Source organism: Brevundimonas sp. (assembly GCF_018608325.1).
Classification (GTDB): domain Bacteria; phylum Pseudomonadota; class Alphaproteobacteria; order Caulobacterales; family Caulobacteraceae; genus Brevundimonas.
The window spans coordinates 3201-5191 of record NZ_JABAZW010000106.1 but is presented as its reverse complement, the minus strand read 5'-3'; the positions used below and the strand labels follow the sequence as shown (position 1 = coordinate 5191).

2 protein-coding genes and 1 pseudogene are annotated in these 1991 nt (G+C 66.4%); all 3 read right to left on the bottom strand.

The window, feature by feature from the left end:
- Positions 1 to 841, bottom strand: an 841-nt coding sequence (locus tag QZ281_RS10820; protein ID WP_292228248.1) for a TPM domain-containing protein, incomplete at its 3' end; no start/stop codon positions are given.
- 10 nt (positions 842 to 851) lie between these two features.
- Positions 852 to 1538: a LemA family protein gene (locus QZ281_RS10815; protein ID WP_292228246.1), complete on the bottom strand. Its 687-nt coding sequence runs from the start codon at positions 1536 to 1538 to the stop codon at positions 852 to 854.
- 60 nt (positions 1539 to 1598) lie between these two features.
- Positions 1599 to 1991 (bottom strand): annotated as a pseudogene (locus QZ281_RS10810) (bifunctional methylenetetrahydrofolate dehydrogenase/methenyltetrahydrofolate cyclohydrolase); the annotation flags it as partial.

Sequence of the window (1991 nt, the reverse complement as noted above, 5' to 3'; positions counted from 1 at the left end):
GAGCTGACCGATATGGGCGAGGTGGCCAAGGCGCTCTTCGACCCACATCCGGGCCGTGGGAAGAAGTGCAAACGGGTCGAGGTGAAGCGAGGTGTGTGCGCCTATGAGGGCTGCCCCCTGCTGTGTGGCGAGCCCTCATTGCTGCCCAAGCGCTCGCCCTACCGCTGCGGCTCATGCGCCGCCCACGTCCTGCGGCGCGCACGCCGTTTACGAAGATGAACAGGAAGATCAGCACCACGAAGATGATCGGCCCCACCGGCACGTCCACCTTGGCCTGTTCCTCGGCGATGGTTGCGGCGCGGGCCTGAGCTTCGGCGGGATCGAGCGACAACTGGCCGATGATGGCGTCCACGCCCTTGACCACGCCCGTCTGATAATCGCCGCTGCGGAATGACGGCAGGATGTCGTTCTGGATGACCGATGTGGAGAAGGCATCCGTCAGGATCGGCTCCAGCCCATAGCCGACCTCGACCCGCACCTTCTTCTCGTTCGGCGCGATGATCAGAAGGGCGCCGTTGTTGGTCTGTTTCTGGCCGATGCCCCAGGCCCGGCCGAGTTGGTAGCCGTAGTCCTCGATCTCATAACCCTGCAGGCTGTTGACCGTGACCACGACCAGTTGATCGCTGGACTTGGTCTGCAGCGCCGCCAACTTTTCAGTCAGCGCCTGTTCTGTGGCGGGGTCCAGCAGATTGGCCTGATCAACCACACGGCCCGTCAGGGCAGGGAAGGTCGGCTTGCTCTGCGCCATCGACGGCAGGGCGAACAGCAGCGCCGCCATCAGGCCCAGAAGAAGGGCCGCGACGCCGGTTAGGCGTCGCGCGGGGGCGAGGGTTCGGGTCAAGCGCGTTGCATCACTGGGCCGGGGGCGTCGCGCCCGGCGCCACCGGGGCAGCACTCCCGCCTGGCGCCGCAGAGGCGTTCGACGGCGGGGCGCCCAGGTTGAAGTTCACCGACGGTGCGGACTGGGCCTCTGCCGTGGCGGTGAACAACTGCATGGGCTTGGAGCCGGACTGGATGGTCTTGGCCCAGATCACGCTGGGGAAGGTTCGCAGGGTCGTGTTGTAGTCGCGGACGGCCTCGTTGTAGTCGCGCCGGGCGATCTGGATGCGGTTCTCGGTGCCTTCCAACTGCGACTGCAGCGTCAGGAAGTTCTGATTGGCCTGAAGCTGAGGATAGGCCTCGACCGTCACCAGCAGGCGCGACAGGGCGCCCGACAGTTGACCCTGCGCCGCCTGATATTGCTGGAAGGCTGCGGGATCGCTCAGGCTGTCCGCCGAGACATTGACCGAGGTGGCGCGGGCGCGGGCGTTGATCACGTCCGTCAGGGTGGTGCGTTCCTGAATGGCCGCGCCCTGTACGGTGGCGACCAGATTCGGGACCAGATCGGCGCGGCGCTGATACTGGCTCTGGACATCGGCCCAGGCGGCCTGGGCGCGCTCTTCCTTGGTCGGAATCGTGTTGTAGCCGCAGCTGGCGACAGCCGGGGTGATCAAGAGCGCCGCCGTCAGCGAGAGCGCGCGAGCATTGATGCGGACCATGACATCTCCCTTTCGGCGCGATCGCCGTTGGGTCGAATATCGGCCCGCCGCTTTAATGCATCAAGCGTCCAATGGCTCCGGTTGAATTTTGTTCGCGCGGCAGGCGGCGGAATAGGTGTTGGCCAAGAGGCAGGCGATGGTCATGGGGCCGACGCCGCCGGGGACGGGGGTGATGCGTCCGGCGACCTCGACCGCCTCCTTGAACGCCACGTCGCCGACCACGCGGGTCTTGCCCTCGGCGGCCTTGACCGGGTCGGCGGACGGAACGCGGTTGATGCCCACGTCGATGACCGTGGCGCCCGGCTTGATCCAGTCGCCCTTGATCATTTCCGGCCGACCGACGGCGGCGACCAGAATGTCGGCGGTGCGGCACAGGGCGGGCAGGTCGCGGGTCTTGGAGTGGGCGATGGTGACGGTGCAGCTTTCGGCCAGCAGCAGTTGCGCCATCGGCTT

Bases quoted from the DNA above. Each gene is read 5' to 3' on its own strand.
- QZ281_RS10815 (WP_292228246.1), bottom strand. From the start codon at position 1,538: ATGGTCCGCATCAATGCTCGCGCGCTCTCGCTGACGGCGGCGCTCTTG.